Raw genomic sequence first — 21,554 nt, forward strand, 5'->3', positions numbered from 1 at the left:
ATAGGGGGAAATTGATATGCTATTACGTTATTTTTATGATGAAAAATTAGCACAAGCTTCATATATGGTCGGTTGCCAAATGACGGGAGAAGCCATCGTCATCGACCCGGCCCGTAACATCGAACCTTATCTTCAAGAAGCGAAAAAAGAAGGTATGAACATCGTCGCAACGGCAGAGACGCATATCCATGCGGACTTTGTATCGGGATCACTCGAACTCGCGAAGCGCACAGGTTCGAAAGCCTACCTATCAGACGAAGGTGATGCTTCTTGGAAGTATGCATTCGCGAAAGAAATTGACGCACAGCTCGTCAAAGAAGGCGACACGTTCAAAATCGGAAACGTGACACTTGAAGTCATGCACACACCGGGTCACACACCGGAACATATCTCGTTCCTCCTTTATGACCGGAACCAGACACAACCGATGGGGATCTTCACAGGAGACTTCGTCTTCGTCGGGGATATCGGTCGCCCTGACCTTCTCGAAGAAGCGGCCGGTGTGAAAGGAACGACGGCAATCGGTGCGGAACAAATGTTTGATTCACTCAAAAAGTTCATGGCACTTCCTGACTTCGTTCAAGTCTGGCCAGGACACGGTGCAGGTAGTGCTTGCGGGAAAGCGCTCGGCGCGATTCCAACATCGACGGTCGGTTACGAGAAAGCGACGAACTGGGCGCTTCAAATGACGGATAAAGATGCCTTCATCAAAGAGTTGACGACGGATCAACCCGAACCACCGAACTACTTTGCCATGATGAAAAAAGTGAACAAAGAAGGTATCCAAGTGACGACGGAAGTCGCTCGTCCTGAAGTCATCGGGTCGGACCGTCTCGATACACTCGTCGAAGAGACGCAAGTCGTCGACACGCGTAAAGGAGAAGACTTTGCGAACGGACACGTACCAGGGACAATCAACATCCCGTACAACAACAAGTTCGTCTCGTGGGCTGGCTGGCTCGTCAACTTCGACAAAGACATCACACTTATCGCAAGTGCGGATGACGTCGATCAAGTGCAGACCGACCTTCAATCAATCGGTCTCGATCGCCTTCGCTTCATCGTCCCAGTCGAAGAGCTCGACGCATCACTTTTGACGGAAACGTATACGGACGTGACGGCAGAAGAAGCAATCGAAGCTGCTGAAAAAGGTGACGTCTTCGTCCTCGACGTTCGAAACGCGACAGAATGGAACGCGAGCCATTACGAAAAGGCAGAGCGCATCTTGCTCGGTAAGCTCGCAAGTGACCACGAAGGTCTTCCGACAGATCGAACGATTGCGGTGCATTGTGCGTCAGGCGTCCGCTCACGCATGGCGGCAAGTGTCCTTCAATCGCTCGGCTACAAAGATATCCACAATATCCTCGGTGGCTATGGCGCGATGAAAACTGTCTTGAACGCTCAACAAATCAAGTAATGCTATACTGACTATGAATATGGCGCCCGCTTCGAGAGGGGCGCCTTTTGTTTAGGAGGGAAAGACGTGGTCGCCATCGGTCCACTCAACATTCGTTTCGATTTACTCATCTTTTTACTAAGCCTTGCCGTCCTTTACGGCATCTTCCGCTTTCTCGGGTTGTCGAGTAAACAGCGTGAAGCCGTCATCGGGACATGGTTCTATGGTTTTCTTGCCTGGAAAGGAAGTGCCATCGTCATCGGTCTGTTGACGACACGTGACCTATCGCTCGCTCTTTACGCCACAGGAGGCGTATGGTCTCAATGGATTGCAGCTGCTGTCGTCCTTTGGTTCGTCTATCGACTCGACCGGAACCTTTTAGGGTATTGGGTGCTGAGCGGACTCCTCATTTGGTTCGGAATGACACTCGCGGTTCCAGTATACGGGACGATTTTGAACCTTTCCGACCAGCCGATTCATCTATGGAGCACCATGCTCATTTTTCTGCTACTCGGAACGACGTGGCGCTGGATGCATGAACCGACTCGTGGAAACATTCTTTGGACAGTATGCGGTGCATCCGGCATCTGGCTATTTAAGTCATATGCGGTCGGACAGATTCAATGGTGGATAATTGTCATCGCCCTCGTTCTCTTCGGATTGACGGTCTATCTCGCCCGCCCTTCAAAGAAAGTGATTCAAATTAGTGTCGGAGTCCTGGTCGTTCTCGCGGTCGTGAATGCTGTCCTGCCAGAGAAAGCGACACAATCTGTCACGACAGAGACGGCGTCAACCGGTTTGAACATCGGGCAAATTCCCCCTTCGTTCGAATTACAGCGAACTGATGGGAGTACATTCGACTTAACTTCACTAAGTGGTCAGCGCGTCGTCGTCAACTTTTGGGCGTCCTGGTGCCCGCCTTGTCGGGCGGAGATGCCGGATATGGCGGCGTTCGCGAAAGAGCGAGATGACGTGACCATCGTCGCCGTCAACACGACGACGAGTGAACGCGACCCCGCCGATGCCGTCTCGTTCGTCGAACCGTATGAAGACGCATTTACCGTCGTCTATGACCGTGACGGCCAAGTTGGAGATGCGTATCGGATTCAGGCGATGCCGACGACGTATGTGCTCGATGAATCGGGTGTGATCATCGCGAAGCAATTTGGTGCCATCGACAAGAATTGGCTCGACGCCCAATTGAATTGAACATGACAAAACCGCCGACAAAGAGTTGTCGGCGGTTTATCTTATTGCTTCAAATAGCCTTGTGCTTTCAAAAAGTCTTTGACGTCAAGCCGTGTCGATTTCGACAACATGCGCCCCATTTGACCAGTCCACGTATCTTTACGCGGGTTCGAGCCACGGACCATATAGTAATCGTGGATCAACGCATCGTAATCGGAAAGGGACTGCTTCATCCGTTCTGGATTCGCTTCATACATATTTTCATGGTAGACATGTTGGAACGGTAAGCGTGGTTTTTGATCCTCGACTGAGGCCGGTACACCGACGGCCATCCCGAAGAGCGGAATGACCCGTTCCGGCAATACGAGCACTTCTTTCACCGCAAAGAGGTCGTTCCGAATGCCACCGATATAACAAATTCCGAGCCCCATCGACTCTGCCGCCACTGCTGCATTTTGAGAGGCAAGTGCAGCGTCGATCACCGCGACAAGCAACTTTTCATCAGTCTCAAGTGTTGAGGACACTTCTGTTTCTTGCAGTTCACCAATCACTTCATGGCGGTGCAAATCCGCACAAAAAACGAAGAAGTGACCGTTCTCGACGACATAGGACTGGTTGCCCGCAATCTCGGCAAGTCGTTTCTTCTTCGCTTCATCGGTCACCCCGATGATGGAGTAGGCTTGGATAAAGCTAGACGTCGATGCCCGTTGTGCGCTCTCGACGATGGTCTGGATTTGTTTGTCTGTCAATTTCTCGTCCGTAAAATCGCGGACGGAACGGTGGTTCAATAAAGTCTCAATCACTTCGTTCATACGTTCTTCCCCCTTTTTTTCAATCTTGGCATAAGCTCTCTGAATCCACAAATGAGAGGAATCCATCGAGCACATTTTGAGGGAGGACGCTCACATCTCGTCTTCTTATGCTATCATTATAAGCTACATAGTAAATACGACAGTGTAACTTCGAATAAGGAGCGAGATAGATGAAAAGAATACCATTTTACATTCCATTTCTGCTTGGGGTGCTGCTCCTCTCCGGTTGTACGGATGCCGATGTGAGCGTCCCGACATCGACGTCAACTGAGCAAACAGTTGAAGAGGAACCTGTACAAGAGGAACAAACCACCGAGATCCCTGAATCTGAAGGCGATCTTTTTGAAAGCTATACGAAGATCGAGGTCGATGGCGGCGATCAGTCCGGCACACGTGAAGCGAATGTCGTCGTCGATATCGGCTTCGGCGATCGTGAGTATTGGGCGTTCACGAACGAACATGGTCAACTGGTTCGTGTGATTGCCGACGAAATCACGCTTCAAGACGATGAAACCGAAGACGTTAATTCTTCAGGACGCTATTATGCAGACGAGGCAAAAGTTCCGGGTGTCGAAGACCCGAACCTCGACGAAGGCCATATCATCGCCGATTCACTTGGCGGTGTCTCGAACGCCTATAACATCACGCCACAAAACAGCGCACTCAACCGTTACGGCGACCAGGCATTCATGGAAGATGTCATCCGGAAGGCTGGCGGGGCGAAAGACTTCGAAGCCATCATCACCTATCCGAACACGACGACTCAGATTCCTTCCCGCTACCAATACACGTATACCGTACGGGGCAATACGGTCACCGATACGTATGATAACGTGGATCCGGAGGAAGTGAACGAATCGCTCGGATTGACGGATGATTCCCCTCCTGCAGTGACGACGGAGCCGGTCGAGGAACGTGAATTATCCGATATCGACCTTGACGGAAATGGACAAGTGACGATCAAAGAAGCCAAAAATGCCGGATTCGAGATGCCGATTACGCGTGACCATTGGTTGTACCAGTATATGGACGACCGAGACGGTGACGGGATGGTCGGGGAATAAAAAATTTGCTATGTAATACAAATTTATATACAGGTCTGTCTAAAAACTGCCAAGCCCTTTTATAAAAAGGAGCTTGGCAGTTTCATTTATATCTCCAAAATTTATATATAATCTCAATCAATAAGTAGATAATAACTAAAAGATAAACCTAACAAATATTAGATAAATTAAATAAGATTAGTAATGATCAACTAATTATTCAATGTAATCTAATAAATATCAATATGTTAAAATAAGGGAGGATTTATTTTTTTGAGTAGAGGGTGAGGGAATGGATAGTTTAATGGATAATTATGCACTATACAGTTTTGAAAAACTTCAACTATTGCAACCACACACTAATCCAAAAGGAATTTTTAAGAAAGGTTTGGAGTATTTTATTCAATGCAGCAACCTAGATGTTAAACCTATTAATAGTAATAGAACTTCTATATTTGAGGTTTTTGATAAAGAGATTTGCGTGTTGGGATGTAAAATTGTGCTTGTTAGTTCAGTACCTGACGAAGCAATTCAAATGACCACTAGGACATTAGAACAAATTTCTAATTTGTATGGAAACCCTTTGAATATCATTGATTTTAACAAACAACTTGCTTTGCTTTTGCCAATTAAATTCCCTAGGTTGTGGATTGATTTTAATCATGATACACAAAATTGGGAAGCTAAAGTGGAGAGAAGTTTATCAGAGGGTGAATTAAATGTTTTAGAAAATAAATTATCATTACTTTGTGGCTACGAAACTAGCTTAACTTGTACGATAGACTTAAATCTAAAATTTGAACATAAATTTCATGACACTTTATCAATTTCTATCAGCAAGCATTCTTCGTTGAACTATTCGAAGTCTTTATTTCGAAAATGGGAAGAAGATGAGCAGTTTTGGTCGGACAATAAAGCAAATTTATTTCACAACGATAAAAATCCGGAGACAGAAGATCAAAAAGTACAGCGGGCTAATTGCTTAATAAACGGAAAGTATGGAGAAGCGCATAATATCAGAAATTATCTTACACTCTTCAATGAAATTCAAATTGTGATTCCAATTGAAACATCATACGACAAATTACTGTATTCACTAAACATTACTGAAGAAGAATTAGTAAAACTAGTGGAGATGAATAGAGTAAAATTAATCTTTCCACACTCTATAGAAAGATACAAAAAAAGTTTGCTTGAAAATGTAGTAGATATTAATCCACAGGGTATTTTACTCTCTCGAGAATTAGCTTTTAATACAGTTTCGGATTTAAAACGTAGAAATCCTATTGTATTCTTACCTTCAAATAACGAAGAAAAACAACAAATACTATCCGATATGATAAGACTTTCAATTGATATTAAGAATATTAATGAAAAAATGTGGCTTTATGGATTTATAGAAGAATTATCTATTACTTGGAGTAACATGCACGAATCACTCTCAGTGAGAGGTGCAAATGGTACATTTAATTTAGGATTAGGACCAACTATAAATAATTTAATCAATAAATATACTGGCAAAAATTATTTAGTTGAAATAATGGCGGCATCTCAGTCAATCGAGTGGGCAGCCGCTAATAATGCTGTCTTATGCCCCGTAGGACCCTTAGCAAACAATGAAATAAATTTAGCATATCTATACTCTGGTGTACGGAAAGATTGGAATTTAGATATAGTCACATCTCCAAATATAGCTACTGAAGGGATACTAACAATAGCGAATTATGTTTCGGTTCTTGAACTTGCAGAGAGCTTTAATGGAAGAGAAATTGAACAGTTTAGACAGTTACTCGTAAATATGACAAACAACAATTCACCTGAAGAAATAAACAACACTATTAATGAGTTTAATCAAAGTGTGAAATCATACGAAAGAAATGTTAAACGATTGAATACATGGGATGTTAAGGGGATTACATTAGATACTGCCATCGACTTAACAAATACAGCAGTACCTTTTGCTGGTTTTATAACAAAGCAGCTAGGTAGAGTACTAAATCATGCTGGAGAAAAGAATGATTCAATCGGAAATATAATTCAGCAAGTAAATTCAAAAATTCACAGAACGAATCCGAACGTTATTTTAGTCAGTGGAATGAGAGATAAGATAAAGGATTTACTATAAAATTGCCTAAAACTGATTATGCTTTCATCAAGAACACATCATTTTCAGAGAGTTAAACTCATTGTTTTTCCAACCGTATATTATTAAATTTTCGGATGTGTAAGTTGAAACAAAAGGATTGCGACTACCTATTAAAAAAAACTATCTTTACGTTTTATAACAGGCACTGTAGCAATATGAACTATATCTAACATTACTTGGACAACCTAGACGTTTCTCTACGAGAAACGTCTTTTCGCATACAAAAAACCGCGGTGTAAGACCGCGGTTACGTGTTTAGTTCGACATTTGATTCAAGAATGGTGCGAGATCGACGTTCAACTCTTTCGAGAGACGCTCTCCGAGTTCACGGTCCGCACGATAGAAGTTGCAGATCAAGAGGAGAACGGTCTTCTCGTGACGAACTTTTTTGATATGCGCCACGAGGTTACGAACGAGCGCATCCTTCTCTTCCTGAGAATAGCGACGATACACCTCTCCGGCTTGTCCGAAGTCATTCGTCTTCTCAATCTTCTGACGACCCGTCACGCCTGTGATCGGTTGCGGCGTCTCGATATAGTCCGCATTTGGCTTCGGCGCGTCTTCGTAACGGTTCGGCTCGTAGTTGACCGGGCTCGTCTGTTGCTTGAACGGCATCGCCCCGTCACGCTGGTTGTTCGCGACTTGAGCGAACGGGCAGTTGATCGGGAGTTGGAGATAGTTCGGTCCGATGCGGTAACGTTGCGTATCCGAATACGAGAAGAGTCGTCCTTGGAGCATCTTGTCTTCTGACGGCTGGATCCCTGGTACGAGGACGCCTGGGTTGAAACCGACAGACTCAGTCTCGGCGAAGAAGTTATCGACATTTTTGTTGAGGGTCATCGTTCCAACCAATTGATACGGGATGACATCTTCGAACCAATCTTTCGTCGCATCGAGCGGGTCGAAGTCAAAGTTGTCCATGTCCGCTGGGTCGAGAATCTGTACATATAGATCCCATTCCGGATAGTCTCCATTTTCAATGGCGTTGAACAGATCACGTGTCGCATGGTTGAAGTCTTCTGCTTGGATTTTCGCCGCTTCTTCCATCGACAAGTTTTGAATCCCTTGCTTCGGTACCCAGCGCATCTTTATGTACACCGTGTTGCCGAATTCATTCACCCACTTGAAGGAATGGACGGATGACCCTCGCATGTGGCGATACGATGCCGGAATGCCCTCGTCACTGAAGAGATGCACGAGCATGTTCGTTGATTCAGGTGTGAGCGACATGAAGTCGAAGAAGCGGTCCGGGTCTTGAAGGTTCGTTTGTGGGTCCGGCTTGAGCGAGTGAATCACGTCCGGGAATTTAATCGCGTCACGGATGAAGAAGACCGGTAAGTTGTTTCCGACGAAATCATAGTTCCCTTCTTCTGTGTAAAACTTGACGGCGAAACCGCGTGGGTCACGAAGCGTCTCCGGTGAACCTAATCCGTGGATGACGGTCGAGAAGCGCGCAAACACAGGCGTCTCTTGCCCTTCTTCTTGCAAGAATGCGGCTTTCGTATAGCGTTTCATACTATTTTTTACAGTGAAGACACCATGCGCCCCTGCGCCTCTCGCGTGAACGACACGTTCTGGTACTCGTTCACGATCGAAATGCGCTAATTTCTCAATTAGTTGGTAGTCTTCGAGAAGCGTTGGGCCCCGACGCCCCGCAGTGATGGAGTTGGCGTTATCCCCGATTGGTACGCCTTGGTTAGTAGTTAGTTGACGGTGTTGATCCATATGATTGCCTCCCATTATTTATAATCATTACAATCTTGATATTAATTAAAGATTAGAATGATTACAAATAAAAAGCTCGTGAATCACGAACTTTTTTTCATATGTCTCTTTTGTTTGGATTTTTCACGTTGATGGAGCGTCACGACGAAAAATGCTGCCAAGATACCGCCTAGGGACCCCGCGATGATGTCGACCATCGTATCGTCATTCCCGTTCCCTTGCATCGTCGTGTTCAGGACGACGTCAGATGTGAATTCATACATTTCCCAAAGTGCCGCCCCAGCCATGGAAAAGACGACAATGTATACGAACAAAAATCGTTTCGGGATCTCGGTCCGAATGTCATCATCGAGCCTACTGAAGAAGTCGAATCCAAGGAATGCGAGAAAAATTCCGCTTAAGAGATGAAGGAACGTGTCCCACCAACCATTCCCGTATAGTCCGACAATCGAGCCTAAATACTGGGAGGCAAACAAGAACAGGATATACGCCACCTTCATCTTGCCGTCAAGTTCTGTTTTAAACGTCTTTTCAATGAAGAACGGGATGAGCCCGGAAATGATTCCGGCCCCCGCCACACTCGCATCGAACCATAATTCTTCAATGATAGATGTGACGAGTATGATCGCCATGAACAAGACGAATCCAAATTCGAGGATACGTCCTTTCGTGAGCTTCATAATGCTTCGCCTTCTTTCTAGTTTGTTCTCTATATGCTCTATTCCCAACTCTCAATCATGTTCAACCACACAATTGAATTTAGTTGGACTCTCTTGCCGTTCACGAACATACGTTCTATAATTAATATTATGAATTCAAGGAGGAACTTGCTATGCCGATCAATCCGTATCTCAACTTTAATGGGAATTGTCGAGACGCCGTGAACTTCTATGCCGATGTGTTCAATCACGCCGCTCCAGACATCATGACGTTCGGTGACCAACCTGGTCCAGACGGTCAACCGGTGCCGAGTGAAATGGCTAATCTCGTGCTGCATACCCGACTATCGATTCACGGCTCATCGTTCATGTTTTCTGATGCGATGCCTGACGGACCGGTCACATTCGGGGACAATGTCACGCTCGCTGTCGTCACAGACGACCTCGAGGCCATCCATCGTGAGTTCGAGGCGCTCTCTGTGAACGGACGTGTCTTGATGCCGCTTCAAGAGACGTTTTGGAGCAAGGCGTACGGCATGCTCGAAGACCAGTTCGGCGTCCAGTGGCAGTTCAGCCACGAAGCATGATCATCCAAAAGATCTTATTCACATTCTCTTATGATGAGGTCTTTTATTCTTTTCAAGATTAGCTTCCCCACAGAGAATACTTTCAAGGAGATGAACTAAACTAATGAAAGAAGAGAATCCTGAACAATTAAATATTCCTATTTGGGCATATGAAGCAATCGAAATAGAAGATGCCAATGTGCAATGGAAAGCTCAAGGTCTACGTGAAACAAGAGAGTTGTCCGACTTACTTTCAAAGTTTGATATTAAAGGAGCAGAACATATAGGTAGTACAGCGGTTCCCGGTCTACCTGCAAAACCAATTATAGATGTGATGATTCGTATCGAATCGTTTGACATGATGAATGCGATTGTTGATACTTTAACCGCATACGGTTGGCACTATGTACCACCAGAATTGGATGGAAAGCCCTGGCGCAGATTTTTTGTGAAAGTGAAAAATGATAAACGAGTTGCTCATTTGCATCTCATGAAAGGCACAGAAAAACGGTGGGAAGAACAGATTGAATTTCGAGACAAGTTACGGGAATCTCCTTTACTCGCGAAGGAGTACGGGCTTCTAAAAAAGCAATTAGCAACTGAATTTCGTGAGGACAGAGAAAAATATACTGAAGCTAAAGCTGAATTTATAAATCGGGCATTAAACTCCTGATATAGATGAAGACCCCATCGCTAATCTACGATGAGGTCTTCCTTATTTTTGGGCTACGAAGAAGATGCGCTCCGCATCCGCTCCTGGTGCACGTTCGGTGAAATCTGATGTGACCGATTTGACGTGGAATCCGGCACCAATCAACCATTGCATATACTGCCCTGGTTCATATGTCCGTTGTTCATGCGTCTCCTCGATCCGTTCATACGTCCCATCTTCAAGCGCGACGAAGAATGTTAAGTCATGAACGACCGACAGCGGGGCTTCTCCCGGGTCGGCAAACCAAATATATGAGCAATCTTCTCCGTTTGACGCATACGTCTTTTGGTTGAAGAGCGTCTGCATCTTGTTCGGAGCATGGACATCAAAGATGAACAAGCCGCCTGGTTTGAGTTGATTGTAGACAGATTCAAACGTGTCAATCACGTCCGCCTCGTCTCGCAAATAGCAAAGGGAGTCGCAGAGAATCGTCACCGCATCGACCGGTTCCGGTAACTCCAACTCACGCATATCTTGTTCCCAAAGCGGCAACTCGATTTCGACCTCTAGCGCCTTTTCTTGTGCGACTTCGAGCATTGACTCGGATAAGTCGATCCCCATGACATCGTAATGTTCAGCGAGGCGAATCGTCGCCGACCCGGTCCCGCACCCGACATCCGCGAGTGTCGCGCCATCTTGGACGTGACGACGCACGAAAGCGACCCACTCATCATACGGCGCGTCTTTCATCAACTCGTCGTATACATAGGCGAATCCTTCGTAAGCCATTAGCCGACTTCCACTTCGACGTGTGGCGCGTCAGCCCACAATTTCTCTAGGTTGTAGTAATCACGGTCATCACGATGGAAGATGTGGACGACGACGTTCTCGAGGTCAGCGAGGACCCAACGTGCCGTGTCCATTCCTTCGAACTTGTGGAGTGGTAAGCCGTTTTCGCCAGCAACGTCTTTGATTTCACGTGCGATCGCTTCGACTTGCTTCTCCGAGTTCCCGTGACAGATAACGAAGTAATCCGCGATTGGCGAAATCCCTTCCATGTCGAGTACAACGATTTCCTCGGCACGTTTATCGTCAGCCGCTTTAACAATCAATTCTAATTCTTCTCTTGCAGTCATATTGACCCTCCTAAGGTATATTCACAAAATCGTTATACGTTTCAATCGTCAGTGGAAAAATACGCACCGACTTCTTCAATAAAAATTCAATCGTTTGTTTCAGTGTCGCGACAACCGCCGCTTCGAGCGAACGCTCCACTTCTGCCCGCAACCGGTCGACGCCGGGATAATCCCGATTCGGTTCGATGGCATCAGCCACGAACAGAATTTGGTCGAGCCGAGACATCCCGGGCTCTCCCGTCGTATGATTTCGAATCGCCGAGAGCACCGCGTCATCCAGGTCGTATTGACGGGAAAGTAAAATCGCACCGACCGGCGCATGAAGTAGTTCGTCCCCGTACTCAAGTAGATTCGGGTCTAACCCTTCTTCCACGACGACTCGACGCATTTCTTCGACGTCAAAGTACTTCGCATAATCATGAAGCATCGCAGCAATACGAGCATGTTCGACCTCTTCACCGAATTGAACCGCCATGCGTTCCGCCGTCTCGACGACACCGAGCGTATGGATATAGCGTTTTTCTGGCAGCGTCTGTTTAATCAACTCGTGCGCTTCTTCAAACGTCATACAACTTATGCTCCTTCACATACTCCTCGACTGGCGTCGGGACAAGATATTTGATGGATTTGCCTCGTTTCGCCCGTTCCCGGATGTCCGTCGATGAGATTTCGAGTTGCGGCATGTCAATCGCGCGGACGTCTGCCTTCTCCGGAATCAAATAACGTGTCCCCGGCCGTGCGACCGCACCGAACGTGACAAGACGGATGAGCGTCTCATAGTCATACCAGGATTCGAGCGAAACGAGTGAATCGGCACCAATCAAAAAGTAGAATTCATCATTCGGATACTGTTCGATCAGCCGTTTCATCGTCTCGACCGTATATGACGGCTCACTCCGTTCAAACTCAATCAAGTTCAACTTGAAGTCGGACTGATTTTGTATGGCGCGTCGCGTCATCTCGATTCGGTGGTCTGCCGAGCTGAACCCGACCTTATGAGGTGGAATCGCAGCCGGCAGGAACCACACCTCATCAAGTTCAAGCTGTTCACGCGCTTGTTCCGCGATTAACAGATGTCCGAGATGCGGCGGGTCGAACGTTCCGCCCATCAAGCCGATCCGGCTCATGGGAGTTTGATTTGGCGATTTTCTTTCTCGGTCGCCTCTTTGTACAAGACGATGACTTTTCCAATCACTTGAACGACTTCAGCCTGTGTGCCTTCAGCTAACTCGCCAGCGACATCTTTCGGCGTGTCCATGCAATTTTGAAGTACTTGGACCTTAATCAATTCACGTTTTTCGAGTGCGTCCGCGATATCTTTACACATCGCTTCGCTGACTCCATTTTTCCCAACTTGATAGATCGGTGAAAGATGGTGCGCTTCTGCGCGTAAAAAGCGTTTTTGTTTACCTGATAACATAGTATATTATTCCTCCAATAATCCTTCGATTAACTTTTTCCCAACGGTTTCGTCCGGTTTCACGCCCGTCCATTTCTCGAACGAGAGCGCGCCCTGCCCGACGAACATGGCTATACCTGTCACAACTTTGGCTCCGCGACGTTTCGCTTCTTGAAGCATCGGGGTGACAAGTGGACGATATATGATATCACAAACGACCGTGTTTTGTCGTAATCCTTCTAATGAAAGTGGTGTCGATCTCTCGTCCATCCCGACAGAAGTGGTCTGAATGATGACATCATATCGAGAGACGTCCATCTCATCGAACGTCGTGTAGACGACTCCGAACGTGTCGGCGAGCGCTTTTGCCCGTTCCACTGTTCGATTGACAATCGTCACGTTACGCGTCGGGAGAGCTTGGACAATCCCACGAGCCGCTCCTCCGGCACCGACAATCAGGACACGCCCTGTAAAGTCTGTGTATGGCATCAGCGCTTGGACAAGACCTGCCCCGTCCGTATTCGTCCCGATAAGTCGCCCGTCTCGTTTATACACCGTATTGACGGCTCCAGCATGTTTCGCCGCTTCGTCAAGGTCATCGAGATACCGAACGACCACCTCTTTATAGGGAATCGTGACATTGAATCCATCCCAGTCCCCTTCTCGCATTGCCGCAAATAAGGCTGGGAGTTGATCTGGTGTGGCATCGATGGCCTCATAACGCCCGAAAAGCCCAGACGCCCTCAACCACTGCTCGTGCAGTTGGGGAGAGAGCGAATGAGCAATCGGGTGACCGATGACGGCCAGATTCATACGAGCGCCTCGCGAAGTGTGACTGCGACGCCTTTTGGAGCCCATGCTGCGATACGACCACCTTTTCCGTGAATCGCGACCCAACCGAGACCACTGAACACGATATCCGTTTTCACGCCGTCTCGTAAGCTGAACTCATGACGGACGAGTGGCGGTAAGATTTCGAGTGTCTTCTCATTCGGCGGGTTGAGCATCTTCCCAATATGTTGGTCATAGAGCTCATCGGCACGTTCGAGTTTCGTACGGTGTGCTTTCAATTCATTCGACATATAAATGACGAACGATCGCTTATTTCCTTCAAGATAATCTAAACGTGCCAATCCGCCGAAATAGAGCGTCTGTTGCGGATTCAACTGGAACACGTGCGGCTTGATTTCTTTCTTCGGTGTGATCGTCTTCAAATCTTTCGCATCGACATAGTGTGCCATTTGATGACGGTTGATGATTCCTGGTGTGTCGTACAAGTTCGCATCATCGTCGAGCGGAATGTCGATCAAGTCAAGCGTCGTTCCCGGGAAATGACTGACGGTGATGATGGCTTCATCCTCTTCACCGAAACGTTTGATCACCTGGTTGATGAGTGTCGACTTCCCGACATTCGTACAACCGACGACAAAGACGTCTTTGCCTTTGCGGTAGTACTCAATCTTTTCAGCGAGTTCATCGATGCCATGTCCTTTTTTCGCACTGATCAAATGAACGTCGATTGGGTTCAAGCCGAGTTCTTTTGCCTCTGCCTTCATCCAGTTCGCCATCCGGTTCGGGTTGACCGACTTCGGTAACAAGTCGACCTTGTTTCCGACTAACAGTACCGGGTTCGACCCGACTGAGCGTTGAAGACCCGGAAGCCAACTGCCATTGAAGTCGAAAATGTCGACGATTTTGATAACGAGTGCTTCTTTTGAACTGATACCGTTCAAGATGCGCAAGAAGTCATCATCTGATAACTCCACATCTTGAACTTGGTTATAGTGCTTCAATTTGAAGCAACGTTGGCAAATGACAATCTCACGGTCAAGTGCCGATTTTGGTGCATAGCCGACCCCGTTCGGGTCTTCCGTTTGGATGGCTACGCCGCACCCAGCGCAATATCGTTTTGTTTCTTCCATAGTTATACTTACTGCCGTTCAGGTTTCCCCTTCTTCATTCACCGTAGCACCTCGCTGCTACTCCTGAAGCGTTAATTCCGACGCCTTGCTCGCCGTACATGGGCAGCCTCCTTCTTCCTGTGCGTTCGAGGTCTTATTCATCTTTTTTATGTGAATCTTCGGAACGTGGATGCATGGCCTCACCGATTTTTTCAGCGACCGCGACTTTTGCCCGTTGTGCGTCAACGGCAAGTTCTTCCACTTTTTTCGTGATCAATACATACTTCCCACGACGCTTCATATGGGCGAAGACCACTTTTTCGAGCATCCGGTTAAATTTCGTGACGAGTCCGTCCGTTTTGACGACCGGTTGCACATGAATGACATGAATGCCCGCCATGTTTGCCCCGAGAACGTCTGTGAACAGCTGGTCCCCTAAGAAGATGGCTTCCTTCGGCGAGTACCCATATTTCGAGAGTGCCGCTTTAAATCCAGATGGTAATGGTTTTCTAGCACGAGCGACATAATGAAGGCCGAGCGGCTCCGTAAATGTTCGTACACGATTCTCGTTATTATTTGATACGACAATCACATCGAAACCGTATGATTTCACTTTTTCAAGCCACATCAATAAAAGCTCTGGCGCATGTGGGACGTCCCACGCCACGAGTGTATTATCAAGGTCCGTCAAAATGACGCGCACCCCACGGTCTTTCAATTCTTGTAGGTCGATGTCAAACACAGACGCGACGAACTGTTTCGGATAAAGTCGATTAAACACGTAAAATTCCTCCAATTAGCTAAACGATTCAACTACTTATACAAGTATTGATATCCCTTCTATGGTAAACGAAAACCGACCAAACGACTAGTCTATCGTTCGGTCGGAAGAAAATTGACACAAAATTAGTTGGATTTGATTGTCCCGATGACTTCACCGAGTCGAACCGGACCGATCTTTTCACGGTCCATTTGAATCGTATCCTTCTCAAAACAAAGAACGACGGTCGAACCGAACGAGAAGTATCCCACCTCTTCTCCTTTGCCCGCCTGGTTTCCTTCGAGCGTCCACTCAATCGTGTTGACGTTCAAGGCACCGACCATGATATGTTCGTACGTTCCGGCTGGGCTGTCAAAGCGCGTCACGCGACGGTAGTTGCGTGAGAGCGGTCGAACCGTCTCCGTCAATCCGATTTCATTTACCGGTGCCGAACGGTCCCCGAGCTCATAGTGACTGAGCACACGACCAGAGAGCGGTGTGTGGACGCGGTGATAATCGCGCGGACTGAGGTAGAGAACGACGACTGTCCCACCTGCATAACGTCTTGCTTCTTGTTGAGAACCGAGTAACTCCGCAAGCGTATACGACTGACCTTTCACCTCGAAACGACTGTCTTCTGAAATCGATTCGATGACCGATAGCTTGCCATCACACGGTGATACGAGGGTATCGGACGACTCATCAATCGTACGTGCTCTCGGCTTCAAGCGACGGGTAAAGAACGCATGCAATGATGGATAGGCAGCAAGCGGTTGCTCTGCCTCTTCTACCGCAATGTCATATACTTTTGCAAACGATGGAATCAAGTGACGACTCACATCTGATTCTGCGAAACGCTTGAGGCGTGTGGCGATCCAAGGCGAGGCGTTCAGCTCAAATAACGTTTGGTAGAAACGACGCTTCATTCCTCTTTGGCCTCCTCATTTTTAAAGAACGTCTCATATTGTTGTTCAGAGACCGCTCCTTCAATGCGACCGACTTCTTTTCCATCCTCAAAGCGGATGATGGTCGGCGTACCTTCGATTCCATACGTCGTCCATACGTTATGGTCGGCCAAATTGATGGAGACCGCATCATATTCTTCGATAAGGGGCTCGACGTACGGCTTCACTTGCTCACAGTATTCACAGCCCGTTTGCCAGAAGTAAGCGACGACTTCACCGTCTTGATCTAATTGTTGTTGTAATTCATCTGCCGTGACGGCGTTGACACCGTCGTCAGTATTGTTTCCATTTAAAAAGAACAACAAACCGATTCCGATAACGATAATCGCACCGATGATGGCGAACGTGATAAAGTTCGCGCGTTTTTCAGGGTTTTTCATATGCATGATCCTCCTCTATGTTGGATAAAGAAAAAAGACTGACTCATGCACGAGTCAGTTTGATTGTAGACGGCTTACTTCTCTTGTGCAACGTCGCTGATTCCCATGTCTTGATTCAAGACATCGAGAAGTGCAACGAAGATTGTGATGGCCACGCCAAATCCTGTCGCGAGCATCGCGTTGAACTCTACACCATCAACGGCAGAAATGATAAATACCGCTGTATTCGAGAGCACAATCGCCCAGATCAATGTCACTAAATAACGCATTGAACGTCCCCTCCATCTCACAGATGATTCGTAAAAATTCATACGACATTAGTATAGCATTGTTCGAATAGAATATGCGACTTCGATTGTATATTCTTTCCGTCGAATCGAAAAATGTGATACGGTCGTAGAAACATCATTGTGAAGAAAAGAGGATGACTGATGTCACGTTATTTAATCGCAGTCGATTTAGATGGAACGTTATTAAGAGATGATAAAACAATCAGCGAACGAAACCTCCGCGCTCTTCAAGCGGCGCGTGAAGCTGGTCATGAAGTCATGATCGCCACAGGGCGTCCAAAGCGCCATTCGATCATGTACTATGAGCAAATGGGATTGACGACACCACTCGTCAACTTCAACGGGGCGCTCGTACATCACCCAAAAGATGCGAATTACGCGGTGACACACCGCCCAATCCCGCTCAAGACCGCCCATGACATCATTGAAGAAGTGGCGGATACGAAAGCACACAACATCGTCGTCGAAGTGACGGACCACGTGTACTTCCAAAAGGACCCGCAAGAGTTCTATAGTCCGTATGCAGAACGTGCGCTCAGCGTCACCTCAGGTAACTTGTTGAAACACTTGCAGGACGAACCGACGTCCCTATTGATTCATGCGACAAAAGATCACGTCGAGCACGTCCGCACCCAACTCGACGACATTCATGCGGAGGCGGTATTGAACCGTCAGTGGCGTATGCCCGAACATATGATTGAAGTCATGAGCAAAAACACATCGAAGGCACTTGGGCTTCAAGAGGTCTCGAAGCACTTGAACATTGACCGGAAGCACATTATCGCCTTCGGTGACGAAGAGAACGACCTCGAGATGCTCGACTATGTCGGTACCGGTGTCGCGATGGGGAACGCCATCGACCAATTGAAGAATGTAGCCAACGAAGTGACGGCTTCAAATATGGATGACGGGATTGCCCTCTTCTTAGAAGAGCGACTTGGCATTAAGGCATAACGAAAGAGGCTGGGACATAACTAGCCGGTTTTAAAGATTTTTGATAAAAAGAGGGGTCCGGTCACCGATGTTCGGTGGCCGGACCCCTTTTTTTTGTGATTCATTCATGCATGTTTAGCGACGGAACGTCCCTTCGACGTCCTCTGTCGGCAAGATATTGATCCAAACCGATGGGTCTGCATCTTTACAGATTCGCGTAATCTCACGCACTTCGTGTCGTTGCGCAACCATCATGAGCGTCGCCTTCTCGACTTTCGAGTACGTCCCGATTGCCGGCATGAGCGTGATCCCGCGGAACACGTGTTGATGTAGTTCCTTTGTCACCTCGTCCGGGTGATTCGTCACGATGAAGAGCGTTTGACGCTGTGTATTCGTGTAAATCTCATCGATGACTTTTGACGTCACATACAAGAAGACGATCGTATAAAGCGCTGTCGGCCATCCGAACAAGGCACCTGCTGCGAGGGCGATCATCATGTTCATCAAGAAGAGATAGACCCCGACCGAGTTGTTCGTGAATTTCGCGAGAATCAATGCGACGATGTCAAAGCCACCTGTCGAGGCTCCGTACCGGATCGTGATGCCCGAACCGATTGCCAAAAGCACACCGCCGAATACGGCGTTCAAGAGCGGATCGTCCGAGAGAAGCTGCGATTGCGGAAGCAAACGAATGAACAACGTGACCGAGGCGACACTGACCAGCGTATGGATCATCATGTTCCGCCCGAGCATAAAATAACTGACGACGAGCAGTGGTGCGTTCAGAATAAAGAACCAGAGTCCTTCCCCTAGTTCAAGCGGTGTACCCTCTAACAATTTCGTCAAGATTTGGGCAAGACCCGTAAATCCTGTCGAATAGACGCCAGCTGGAATTAAAAATAATGTCATGGATAAGGCAACGAACAATCCTCCGATGATCGAGACAACCCCGATTCGTGTATGTTCTTTAACGGCTTCCGTCAAGCTTCAACTCCCCTTTCTCAAAATAGCTAAGAATCAAGATAACATAGATTATTCATACTGCATACAGCAAATATGCAGGAAATCCGATAAGTTTTTCACACAAAAACAAGCCGACCGAGGTCGGCTTGTTCGTATGAAACGATTGGTCACGCTTTCACTGTTTCAATTGTAATCGACTCGTTTGCAGGAACTGTCACTGCATTTCCATATACATGGATGGTCACATCTGTACCACTTGTTTGCTTGATTGTCACTTGTTCACGTGATGATGTGACCGTCAAGTGATGGCCGCGCCAGAGCATGTTGAACGAGTAACCGTTCCAATCTTTCGGAATCATCGGGCTGAACGAGAGGTTATCCTCTTGAATGCGCATTCCGGCGAATCCATGAACGATGGACATCCACGAACCGACCATCGACGTGATGTGCAATCCGTCTTCCGTGTCATTGTTATAGTTGTCGAGGTCAAGGCGCGCCGAACGTTGGTACAATTCGACCGCTTTGTCTTCATAACCGACTTCTGCCGCAATGATCGAGTAGACACATGGTGACAAGCTCGATTCGTGAACCGTGCGTGGCTCGTAGAAGTCAAAGTTTGCACGTTTCTGTTCGACCGTGAAGCGGTCACCGAACGTATAGAGTCCTTGGAGGACGTCAGCTTGTTTGATAAAGTTCGAGCGAAGGATGCGATCCCATGACCAGTTTTGGTTGAGTGGAAGATGTTTCGGATCGAGGTCTTTCACCAAAATCTGCTCTTTATCCATGAATCCGTCCTGTTGCATGAACACATCTGGAACGAGATCATCTTTTGGATAGTACATCTTCGTTTGGATGTCTGCCCACTTCGCAAGTTCAGCATCCGTGATGCCGAGTGTCGATACGAGCTCTTCGAGACGTGCAGGTTCTGCCTCTTTCAAGTAGTTGTACACTTCTTGCGTATATTCGAGCGTCCATGCGGCGATCAAGTTCGTATACCAGTTGTTGTTGACGTTGTTGTCATATTCGTTCGGACCTGTGACGCCTAGGATCATATACACGTCTTTGTGCGGGACAAAGTTGACGCGGCTAGCCCAGTAACGCGAGATCTCGACCAATACTTCCAATCCGTATTGTCCAAGGTACGACTTGTCGCCTGTGAAGTTCGTGTAGTTGAAGATCGCATGGGCAATCGCACCGTTACGGTGAATCTCTTCATGCGTGATTTCCCACTCGTTGTGACACTCTTCCCCGTTCATTGTGACCATCGGATAAAGCGCACCTTCCATACCGACATTCTTCACAGCATTCTCTTTCGCCTGTGGCAATTGGTTGTGACGGTACTTGAGCAAGTTCCATGAGACTTCTGGTTTGGCTGTCGCCAAATAGAAGTGCAGGCAGTAGGCTTCAGTATCCCAATACGTCGCACCGCCATACTTCTCACCTGTGAATCCTTTTGGACCGATGTTAAGACGTGAGTCTTCACCTGTATATGTTTGATACATGTTGAAGATGTTGAAACGGATTCCTTGTTGAGCTTCGATGTCTCCATCGATACGAACATCCGCATCTTCCCAGCGTGCGAGCCATGCTTCCGTCTGTTCAGCGAGAAGTGTCTCAAATCCTTTTTCGAACGCCGCTTCGACACGTGTCATCCCAGCTGACTGCAATGCTTCAATCTCGTGGTCGCGGTTCGTGACGACCGACACATATTTGTAGGCTGTCGCTGTCTCACCAGCAGCTACGTTGACCGTGAACTTGTTGGCAACGAACAAATCTGTCGCTTCAAGCACTTCACAACGAGCACCTTCTACGTCCGCGATCATCGATGCCGTGACATGCCAGTCGAGTTTCTTCGTCTTCGTCGTAACGAAAGCGAAACGTTCTTCCACACCACGGTCGACCGGAAGCCAGAACTTCTCATCGTAGTTCGAGTCTTCGTTGACGACATCGCCATCTAAATATGGCGTGAACTCAATTTTTGCTTCGTAGTTGACAGGTGTGACGTTGTAACGAATGGCTAAGACTTCTTTATCCACGATTGAGAAGAAGCGGACGACTTCCACTTTCGTCTCTTCTGTCCCGTTCATCAAGGTGAACGTCCGTGTGAGGACACCACGCTGCATGTCGAGCTCACGGGTGAAATCTTTCACTTCCCATTTCGCCAAGTCGACCGGTGTCCCATTGATGACCACGCGGAGACCGATGACGTTTGTCGCATTCAACACTTTGGCAAAGTATTCAGGGTATCCGTTCTTCCACCAACCGACACGTGTTTTGTCCGGGTAGTAGACGCCCGCCACGTAGAATCCTTGGTGCGTATCATTCGAGTAATCTTCCTCAAAGTTTCCTCGCATCCCCATATGCCCGTTCCCGAGCGATGTGATGGATTCTGCAAGGCGGTTCTCTTTCGGGTGAAGACCTTCCTCTGTTACTTTCCATTCATCGACTGCAAACAATCGTTTCATCTGTCTGCCACTCCTTTTTCTCTACAAGGCTACCTTCGTCGGACAACTAGTTTATGCAACCGTTTGTCTATGAAAGCGCTGTATTTAATCTCACCTTTCATTTTACACAACTGAAACGAGAATGCAATCGTTTGCATAAAACTTTTTATTTCTTTTTTTCATCACATTTTACAAT

General features: G+C 47.3%; 23 protein-coding genes. 7 read left to right on the forward strand and 16 right to left on the reverse strand.

Annotation, left to right across the window (positions count from 1 at the left end; translation table 11 throughout):
• Positions 1 to 16: 16 nt before the first annotated feature.
• Both KNO71_RS15205 and KNO71_RS17890 read left to right on the forward strand, forming a co-directional pair.
• Entirely contained in the window at positions 17 to 1,417 is a 1,401-nt protein-coding gene (locus KNO71_RS15205; RefSeq protein ID WP_078146472.1) for an MBL fold metallo-hydrolase, read from the forward strand.
• A 66-nt stretch (positions 1,418 to 1,483) separates the two neighbouring features.
• On the forward strand, positions 1,484 to 2,605 hold the full coding sequence (locus tag KNO71_RS17890; RefSeq protein WP_214689308.1) for a TlpA family protein disulfide reductase: 1,122 nt from the start codon (positions 1,484 to 1,486) through the stop codon (positions 2,603 to 2,605).
• Between the two features lie 41 nt (positions 2,606 to 2,646).
• Here the strand turns inward: KNO71_RS17890 and nfsA are convergent, their stop codons facing one another.
• Complete coding sequence (nfsA, locus tag KNO71_RS15215) at positions 2,647 to 3,396, reverse strand: oxygen-insensitive NADPH nitroreductase (RefSeq protein ID WP_078146470.1); 750 nt, start codon at positions 3,394 to 3,396, stop codon at positions 2,647 to 2,649.
• 170 nt (positions 3,397 to 3,566) lie between these two features.
• Between nfsA and KNO71_RS15220 the strand changes: the two genes are divergently transcribed.
• Complete coding sequence (locus KNO71_RS15220; RefSeq protein ID WP_214689310.1) at positions 3,567 to 4,460, forward strand: DNA/RNA non-specific endonuclease; 894 nt, start codon at positions 3,567 to 3,569, stop codon at positions 4,458 to 4,460.
• 271 nt (positions 4,461 to 4,731) lie between these two features.
• Positions 4,732 to 6,564 (forward strand): hypothetical protein, encoded by a 1,833-nt coding sequence (locus KNO71_RS15225; protein WP_214689312.1) that lies wholly within the window; start codon positions 4,732 to 4,734, stop codon positions 6,562 to 6,564.
• Between the two features lie 276 nt (positions 6,565 to 6,840).
• Here the strand turns inward: KNO71_RS15225 and KNO71_RS15230 are convergent, their stop codons facing one another.
• Both KNO71_RS15230 and KNO71_RS15235 read right to left on the reverse strand, forming a co-directional pair.
• Positions 6,841 to 8,310, reverse strand: a complete 1,470-nt coding sequence (locus tag KNO71_RS15230) for a catalase (protein WP_214689314.1) — start codon at positions 8,308 to 8,310, stop codon at positions 6,841 to 6,843.
• Between the two features lie 83 nt (positions 8,311 to 8,393).
• Positions 8,394 to 8,990 carry a DUF2238 domain-containing protein gene (locus KNO71_RS15235; protein ID WP_078146465.1) on the reverse strand — a complete coding sequence of 199 codons (597 nt, stop codon included), beginning with the start codon at positions 8,988 to 8,990 and terminating at the stop codon, positions 8,394 to 8,396.
• Positions 8,991 to 9,142: 152 nt separating this feature from the next.
• Between KNO71_RS15235 and KNO71_RS15240 the strand changes: the two genes are divergently transcribed.
• Together KNO71_RS15240 and KNO71_RS15245 are read left to right on the forward strand one after the other, a co-directional pair.
• Positions 9,143 to 9,556 carry a VOC family protein gene (locus KNO71_RS15240; protein WP_214689316.1) on the forward strand — a complete coding sequence of 138 codons (414 nt, stop codon included), beginning with the start codon at positions 9,143 to 9,145 and terminating at the stop codon, positions 9,554 to 9,556.
• A gap of 103 nt (positions 9,557 to 9,659) precedes the next feature.
• Positions 9,660 to 10,208 carry a GrpB family protein gene (locus KNO71_RS15245; protein WP_074032686.1) on the forward strand — a complete coding sequence of 183 codons (549 nt, stop codon included), beginning with the start codon at positions 9,660 to 9,662 and terminating at the stop codon, positions 10,206 to 10,208.
• Between the two features lie 42 nt (positions 10,209 to 10,250).
• Here the strand turns inward: KNO71_RS15245 and KNO71_RS15250 are convergent, their stop codons facing one another.
• From KNO71_RS15250 to KNO71_RS15300, 11 genes are all read right to left on the reverse strand, one after another.
• Entirely contained in the window at positions 10,251 to 10,976 is a 726-nt protein-coding gene (locus KNO71_RS15250; RefSeq protein ID WP_078146462.1) for a class I SAM-dependent DNA methyltransferase, read from the reverse strand.
• Positions 10,976 to 11,323, reverse strand: coding sequence for a ribosome silencing factor (gene rsfS, locus KNO71_RS15255; RefSeq protein ID WP_015881000.1), 348 nt, complete (start codon positions 11,321 to 11,323; stop codon positions 10,976 to 10,978). Before rsfS ends, KNO71_RS15250 begins: the two co-directional genes overlap by 1 nt.
• Positions 11,324 to 11,333: 10 nt before the next feature.
• Positions 11,334 to 11,891: a bis(5'-nucleosyl)-tetraphosphatase (symmetrical) YqeK gene (gene yqeK, locus KNO71_RS15260; RefSeq protein ID WP_078146461.1), complete on the reverse strand. Its 558-nt coding sequence runs from the start codon at positions 11,889 to 11,891 to the stop codon at positions 11,334 to 11,336.
• The gene (locus tag KNO71_RS15265; RefSeq protein WP_078146460.1) at positions 11,881 to 12,450 is read right to left on the reverse strand and encodes a nicotinate-nucleotide adenylyltransferase; all 570 of its coding nucleotides are present in this window, start codon (positions 12,448 to 12,450) and stop codon (positions 11,881 to 11,883) included. Before KNO71_RS15265 ends, yqeK begins: the two co-directional genes overlap by 11 nt.
• Positions 12,447 to 12,743, reverse strand: coding sequence for a ribosome assembly RNA-binding protein YhbY (gene yhbY, locus KNO71_RS15270; protein WP_015880997.1), 297 nt, complete (start codon positions 12,741 to 12,743; stop codon positions 12,447 to 12,449). The genes KNO71_RS15265 and yhbY overlap by 4 nt, the downstream gene beginning before the upstream one ends.
• A gap of 6 nt (positions 12,744 to 12,749) precedes the next feature.
• On the reverse strand, positions 12,750 to 13,535 hold the full coding sequence (aroE, locus tag KNO71_RS15275) for a shikimate dehydrogenase (RefSeq protein WP_214689318.1): 786 nt from the start codon (positions 13,533 to 13,535) through the stop codon (positions 12,750 to 12,752).
• Positions 13,532 to 14,644, reverse strand: coding sequence for a ribosome biogenesis GTPase YqeH (gene yqeH, locus KNO71_RS15280; RefSeq protein ID WP_015880995.1), 1,113 nt, complete (start codon positions 14,642 to 14,644; stop codon positions 13,532 to 13,534). Before yqeH ends, aroE begins: the two co-directional genes overlap by 4 nt.
• 133 nt (positions 14,645 to 14,777) lie before the next feature.
• Positions 14,778 to 15,404 carry a YqeG family HAD IIIA-type phosphatase gene (locus KNO71_RS15285; RefSeq protein ID WP_015880994.1) on the reverse strand — a complete coding sequence of 209 codons (627 nt, stop codon included), beginning with the start codon at positions 15,402 to 15,404 and terminating at the stop codon, positions 14,778 to 14,780.
• A gap of 125 nt (positions 15,405 to 15,529) precedes the next feature.
• Positions 15,530 to 16,309, reverse strand: coding sequence for a phosphatidylserine decarboxylase (locus KNO71_RS15290; RefSeq protein WP_214689320.1), 780 nt, complete (start codon positions 16,307 to 16,309; stop codon positions 15,530 to 15,532).
• A complete protein-coding gene (locus KNO71_RS15295; protein ID WP_214689322.1) occupies positions 16,306 to 16,728 on the reverse strand; it encodes a thioredoxin family protein in 423 nt (140 codons plus the stop codon). The genes KNO71_RS15290 and KNO71_RS15295 overlap by 4 nt, the downstream gene beginning before the upstream one ends.
• A 74-nt stretch (positions 16,729 to 16,802) precedes the next feature.
• On the reverse strand, positions 16,803 to 16,997 hold the full coding sequence (locus KNO71_RS15300; RefSeq protein ID WP_074032676.1) for a YjzD family protein: 195 nt from the start codon (positions 16,995 to 16,997) through the stop codon (positions 16,803 to 16,805).
• Between the two features lie 162 nt (positions 16,998 to 17,159).
• Here KNO71_RS15300 and KNO71_RS15305 point away from each other — a divergent pair, with 162 nt between their 5' ends.
• Positions 17,160 to 17,972 (forward strand): Cof-type HAD-IIB family hydrolase, encoded by an 813-nt coding sequence (locus tag KNO71_RS15305; protein ID WP_214685871.1) that lies wholly within the window; start codon positions 17,160 to 17,162, stop codon positions 17,970 to 17,972.
• A gap of 114 nt (positions 17,973 to 18,086) precedes the next feature.
• On the opposite strand, the gene KNO71_RS15310 is transcribed toward KNO71_RS15305, so the two are convergent.
• Positions 18,087 to 18,935 (reverse strand): YitT family protein, encoded by an 849-nt coding sequence (locus KNO71_RS15310; protein ID WP_031421243.1) that lies wholly within the window; start codon positions 18,933 to 18,935, stop codon positions 18,087 to 18,089.
• A 146-nt stretch (positions 18,936 to 19,081) separates the two neighbouring features.
• Positions 19,082 to 21,379 carry a glycoside hydrolase family 65 protein gene (locus KNO71_RS15315; protein ID WP_078146456.1) on the reverse strand — a complete coding sequence of 766 codons (2,298 nt, stop codon included), beginning with the start codon at positions 21,377 to 21,379 and terminating at the stop codon, positions 19,082 to 19,084.
• Between the last annotated feature and the right edge of the window lie 175 nt (positions 21,380 to 21,554).

The sequence above is a fragment of the Exiguobacterium sp. s163 genome, assembly GCF_018617135.1.
Classification (GTDB): domain Bacteria; phylum Bacillota; class Bacilli; order Exiguobacteriales; family Exiguobacteriaceae; genus Exiguobacterium; species Exiguobacterium profundum.